Source organism: Roseomonas sp. TS2, from assembly GCF_058833935.1.
Genome location: NZ_JCACVY010000251.1, coordinates 1 through 5,086, shown reverse-complemented (window position 1 = coordinate 5,086; position 5,086 = coordinate 1). Strand labels below are relative to the sequence as shown.

The 5,086-nt window shown below is 74.2% G+C and carries 5 protein-coding genes; 2 read left to right on the top strand and 3 right to left on the bottom strand.

What is annotated here, in order from left to right:
- From ACZJYS_RS22590 to ACZJYS_RS22580, 3 genes are all read right to left on the bottom strand, one after another.
- Nucleotides 1–1,007: amino acid ABC transporter substrate-binding protein (locus ACZJYS_RS22590; protein WP_493180405.1), on the bottom strand; the 1,007-nt coding region annotated here is incomplete at its 3' end.
- A gap of 70 nt (nucleotides 1,008–1,077) precedes the next feature.
- The gene (locus tag ACZJYS_RS22585; protein WP_493180404.1) at nucleotides 1,078–2,259 is read right to left on the bottom strand and encodes a PP2C family protein-serine/threonine phosphatase; all 1,182 of its coding nucleotides are present in this window, start codon (nucleotides 2,257–2,259) and stop codon (nucleotides 1,078–1,080) included.
- Nucleotides 2,256–3,923: a methyl-accepting chemotaxis protein gene (locus tag ACZJYS_RS22580; RefSeq protein ID WP_109518287.1), complete on the bottom strand. Its 1,668-nt coding sequence runs from the start codon at nucleotides 3,921–3,923 to the stop codon at nucleotides 2,256–2,258. Before ACZJYS_RS22580 ends, ACZJYS_RS22585 begins: the two co-directional genes overlap by 4 nt.
- A 172-nt stretch (nucleotides 3,924–4,095) precedes the next feature.
- Between ACZJYS_RS22580 and ACZJYS_RS22575 the strand changes: the two genes are divergently transcribed.
- Both ACZJYS_RS22575 and ACZJYS_RS22570 read left to right on the top strand, forming a co-directional pair.
- Nucleotides 4,096–4,803: an RraA family protein gene (locus ACZJYS_RS22575; protein ID WP_493180403.1), complete on the top strand. Its 708-nt coding sequence runs from the start codon at nucleotides 4,096–4,098 to the stop codon at nucleotides 4,801–4,803.
- Between the two features lie 3 nt (nucleotides 4,804–4,806).
- Nucleotides 4,807–5,086 (top strand): hypothetical protein (locus ACZJYS_RS22570; RefSeq protein WP_493180402.1); only part of this gene is annotated, 280 nt, incomplete at its 3' end.

Genomic DNA, 5,086 nt, shown 5'->3' with positions numbered 1-5,086 from the left:
CCGCCCTGGTCCCACAGGCGGTTGTTGCCGCGCTCCAGCCCCATCGGCCGCACGTTGCGCTCCCACATCTCGCCATAGTTGCCGACGGCGCGGATGGCGGCCAGCGCCCAGCCCTTCTCCAGCCCCATGCTGGGGCCGACCTCGCCCTCCGCCCCCAGCAGGCGGCGGATGTCGGGGTTGGCCGAGGCCGCCTGATCCGCGGCATTGCCGGCGGTGACGCCCATCTGCTCCGCCGCCACCAGGGCGAGCTGGGTCCAGCGGACGATGTCCAGCCAGCCATCGTCGCCCTTGCGGATGAAGGCGCCGAGCGGCTCCATCGAGATGAACTCGGGCAGCAGCGTGTACGCCTCCGGCTTGCCCTGGCGGGAGCGGAAGCCGGAGAGGCCGGTCAGGTCGCGGGTGAAGGCGTCGCAGCGGCCGCTGAGGAAGGTGGACTGGATCTGGTTCGGGTCGTCGATCACCACGGGCTGGAAGCTGACGCCGTTCTTGCGCGCCCAGTCCTGCATGATCAGCTCGGTGGTCGAGCCGGGCGGCACGCAGACCGAGGCGCCGTCCAGTTCCTTCAGCGTCTTCACGCCGAGCCTGGAATGCACCAGGAAGCCCTGGCCGCTGTAGTAGTTGGCGCCGGCGAAGACGAGGCCGAGCGCGCTCTCGCGCGTCGTCGTCCAGGTGGTGCTGCCGAACAGCACGTCCACCTCGCCGCTCTGCAGCGAGGGGAAGCGCGTCAGCCCGGTGATGGGGCGGATGGTGACCTTCGCGGCATCGCCCAGCGTGGCGGCGGCGAGCGCCCGGCAGGAATCGACATCCATCCCGCGCCACTGGCCCTGGCTGTCGGGCAGGGAGAAGGGCGGATTGTCGTTCTGCACGCCGCAGACGACGCTGCCGCGGGCGCGGATGCCGGCGAGCGTGCGGGAAGCGGTGGGCGGGTCGGCCGCCGGCGCCGGACCGGCCGCCAGCATCCCGAAACACAGGCCCGCCAGGGCCAGGGCCGTCTTGCGCAGCGTCATGACCAGCCATTCTCCGTGGAAAGAAGGGCAGGCTAGGCCGCGCTCCTCCGGCTGTGAAGCCGGCGCCGCCTCAGGCCTTGCGCAGGCCGAGCAGGGTGATGTCGTCCGCCTGCGGCGCCCCGGCGGCGAAGCCCTCCACCGCCCGCAGCACCGCCTCCACCGCCTGCCGGGCCGGCGCCGTGGCGTGCGGGGCAAGCAGGCCGTGCAGGCGCTCGCGGCCGAAGAATTCGCCCCCGCCATCCTCCGCCTCGGTCACGCCGTCGGTGTAGAGCAGCAGCCCTTCGCCGGGGGCGAGGGCCAGCGCGTCGCTGGCGTAGGCGAAGCCCTCCAGCACGCCCAGGGCGGGCTGCCGGGTCAGCCCCGGCAGCGGCGCCACGCCGCCGGCGGCGGAGAGATGGAAGGGCGGCTCGTGCCCGGCCAGGCACAGCCGGCCCGCGCCGCTGGCCGGGTCGATGATGGCGAGCACAAGGGTGACGAAGGTCTGGTCCTCATTGCCGCGCGTCAGGTCGTCATTGGCGCAGGCGACGATGGCGGCGGGGTCGGGCAGCGCGCCGCCGGCCGAGAGCAGCAGCGCGGTGGCGCGGATCAGCCCGAGGCTGCGCGCCATGGTCAGGCCGGCCGGCGCGCCCTTGCCGGCCACGTCGCCCACCGTCACCAGCAGGGCGCCGGAGGGCAGGCGGAAGGCGTCGTACAGGTCGCCGCCCACCTGCCGCGCCGGCACCATCGCCGCCCAGAGGTCGAGGCCGGGGGGCGCGATGGCGGCGAAGTCGCGCGGCACCAGGGAGAGCTGGGCGGCGCGGGCGCTCTCCAGCTCCGCCTCCAGCAGGGCCAGGCGCTGCTCGGCGAGGCCGCGCAGCCGCTTCTTCTCCAGCACCGCGCCGAGGCGGGCGCGCAGCAGCGGCGGGTCGAAGGATTTCGGCAGGAAATCCTCGGCGCCGAGCTCGATGCAGCGGACGATCTTGTCCATCTCGGTCAACGCCGAGATGACGATGACGGGCGGCGCCGTCCCGCGCCCGGCATGCAGCCGCTCCAGCACGCCGATGCCGTCGAGATTGGGCATCTCGAGGTCGAGCAGCACCACGTCGAAGCGCTGCGCGGCGATCGCGGCGAGCCCCTGCGTGCCGTCCTCGGCCATGGTGACGTTGAGGTAGCCCAGCGCCTGCAGCCGGCGCTGCAGCATCAGCCGGTTGAACGGGCTGTCATCGACCACCAGCAGCGCCACGCCGGCGGCGCCTCCCGCCTCGCCGCTCATGCGCCGCGCCCCGCCATGCTCTCCACCACGCTGCGCGTCTCCGAGGCGAGCTTCGCCAGGTCGATCATGGTCACGGTGATCTCCTCCGCCGCCGTGGCGTTGGACTGGCCGATGCGCGCCAGCGTGTCGACGCGGGCATTGATCTCGACCACCGTCGCCTGCTGCTGCTCCATCGCCACGGCGATGACGCCGGAGAGGCGGGCGCTCTCCGCCACGAAGCGCTCCAGCGTGTCCATGTCCTCGCCCACCGCGGCGGCGGTGCCGCTGCCCTCGCGCGTGCGCCGGCCGGCGACGCGCACGACATCGGCGATCTCCTGCGCCATCTGCTCGGTGCTGGCGGCCAGCGCCCGCACCTCCTCGGCCACCACGGCGAGGCCGCGGCCATGCTCGCCGGCGCGCGCCGCCTCGATCGCGGCGTTGATCGCCAGGATGTTGGTCTGCGTCGCGATCTTGGCGATGGTGGCGGCGATGCGCGTCACCCGCTCGGTGTCGTCGCCCACCGCGTCCACCAGCCCGATCAGGCTGCGCACCTTGGCCAGGTTGGCGGCGAGCAGCGCCTGCGCGTCCTGCGCCCGGTCGTTGGAGAGGATGGTGGTGCGCGCCACCTCGCCGATCGCCTCCCGCGTCTGGGAGAGCGCCTCGCCCACCTGGCGCAGCTCGGTGAGCTGGGTCAGCGCGCCGTCGCTCACCTGGCCGATGGCGTCCGAGGCCTGGGTGGTGGCGATGGCGGTGCGGCGCGCATTCTCCGCCGCCTGCTCGGTCAGCCGCCGCGTCGCCAGCAGGCTGTCCTTGAACACCAGCACGGCGCGGGCCATGTCGCCGAGCTGGTCGGCACGGCCGGTCTCGGGCACCTCGGCCTCCAGCTGGCCGTGCGAGAGCGCGTCCATCGCGGCGGCGATGCGGGTGACGGGGCGGGCGATCAGCCGCACCAGCACCACCAGCACCAGCAAGCTGACGGCCAGCCCGGCGATGGCCACGGCCAGCACGATGCGCCGGGCCTGCGCCGCCAGCGCCTGCGCCTCCTCCACGCTGCGCGCCCCGCGTTCCTGCACCAGCGCGCGGGCGGCCTGGGCGACGCGGCCATAGGTCGTCATGTGGTCCAGCCATTCCTCGTGCAGCGGGCCGAGCGGCTCGCCGGACGGGCCGAGCAGGGCGGCGCGGATGCGCGCCACCAGCGCCGGCAGGCGGGCGGCCATGTCGCGGCCGCCGCCCAGCAGGGCGGGGTCCAGCTCCTGCCGCAGCAGCGCATCGACGCGGGCGAAGCTTTGCAGGACGGCCGCGCTGCCCTCCTCGACGCGGGGCGCCGCCTCGCGGGGGCGCAGCATGCCGGCCAGCACGCCGGCGAAGCGGGCGGAGAACTCGGCCACGTCGTGCGAGAGGGCGTCCACCGCCGCATCGGCCTGCCGGTCGCGCACGCCGATCTGCTCGATCAGGGCGGCCTGGTGCCGGCTGGTGAACAGGGCGGTGCCGCTGAGCAGCAGCACGACGGCCAGCACCAGGGCGGCGATCACCATGGCGCGCGCGCCGATGCGGCCGAACCAGATCGACAGGCGGTCGGGCCCGGCCGCGCCGCCACGCACGGCCCATTGCGGCTGCGGAGCGGCGGGTTGCGGCGCGGAGCCGGCTGACAAGGGTGGCGTGGCGGCCGGCCGGCTGGCGTCCATGCTGCTCCAGGTGGTGGAAAGGCGGTGGATGGAGAGGCGGGGTTGCGTGCGCCCGCCACGCTACTCTCTCGGGCCCCGGGGCGCCAAGCCACGGGCCGGAATTCGGCCGCCGCGGGTTTGACCCGGGGCCGGCACGGGGCGAAGCTTCCCGCAGAGCCAGGGGAGGAAACACATGGCCGGATACCCGTTCACCGCCGCCGATCTCGAGGCGCTGCGGGCCTGGGACACCCCCACCATCTGCAACGCGCTGGAGCTGGTGGCGCCGCAGCGGCGCGGCCACGGCTACACGGTGCGGCCGCTGGTGGCGGCCGATGTGACGCTGCGGCCGGTCTGCGGCCTGGCGCGCACCGGCACGATTCGCGCCGCCGCCCCCTCCGGCCGTCCGGCGGAGGTGGACCACGCCGTGCGCACGGGCTGGTACGAATACGTCGCCGAGGCGGCGATGCCGACCATCGTGGTGCTGCAGGACCTGGACGACACGCCGGGCTACGGCGCCTTCTGGGGCGAGGTGCATTCCGCCGTGCACAAGGCGCTGGGCGCGCAGGGCTGCGTCACCAACGGCTCCTTCCGCGACATCGACGCGCTGGCGCCGGAGTTCCAGATTCTCGGCGGGGTGGTGAACCCGAGCCATGCCTATGTCCACATGGTGGCCTATGGCCAGGATGTGTCGGTGCATGGCATGGCCTGCGCGCATGACGCCGTGGTGCATGCCGACCGGCACGGCGCGGTGGTCATCCCGCACGAGGCGGTGCGCCAGATCCTGCCCGCCATCGAGCTGGGGGCACGGCGGGAGAAGGTGATCCTCGACCTGTGCAAATCCGGCGACTTCTCCGTGGCGAAGCTGCGGGAGGCGCTGGCGCGATCGAAGGAGATCCACTGAGCCATGCCCGCCGCCCTCCGCCGCCTCGGATTCGCACTGTCGATCGCGGGCGCCATGCCCGCCCTGGCGCAGGAGGGGGAGGGCGGCTTCGCCCGCCTTCCGCAGATGGCGCCGGCCCTGGTGGCCTGCCTGCAGGCGGCGCCCGGGAGCGCGGCAACGGCGGCGCTGCCGATGAACCATGGCAGGGCGCTGGTGCGGCTGGAGCGGCCGGATGGCGAGCGGCGGGAATGCGTGGCGGAGCTGGGCCCGGCGGGGCGGCCTGCGCGGGTGGAGAGCGACCGCC

Excerpts from the sequence above, each read along its gene's own strand:
- ACZJYS_RS22585 (WP_493180404.1), bottom strand. The coding sequence starts at position 2,259 with ATGAGCGGCGAGGCGGGAGGCGCCGCCGGCGTGGCGCTGCTGGTGGTC.
- ACZJYS_RS22580 (WP_109518287.1), bottom strand. The coding sequence starts at position 3,923 with ATGGACGCCAGCCGGCCGGCCGCCACGCCACCCTTGTCAGCCGGCTCC.
- ACZJYS_RS22575 (WP_493180403.1), top strand. The coding sequence starts at position 4,096 with ATGGCCGGATACCCGTTCACCGCCGCCGATCTCGAGGCGCTGCGGGCC.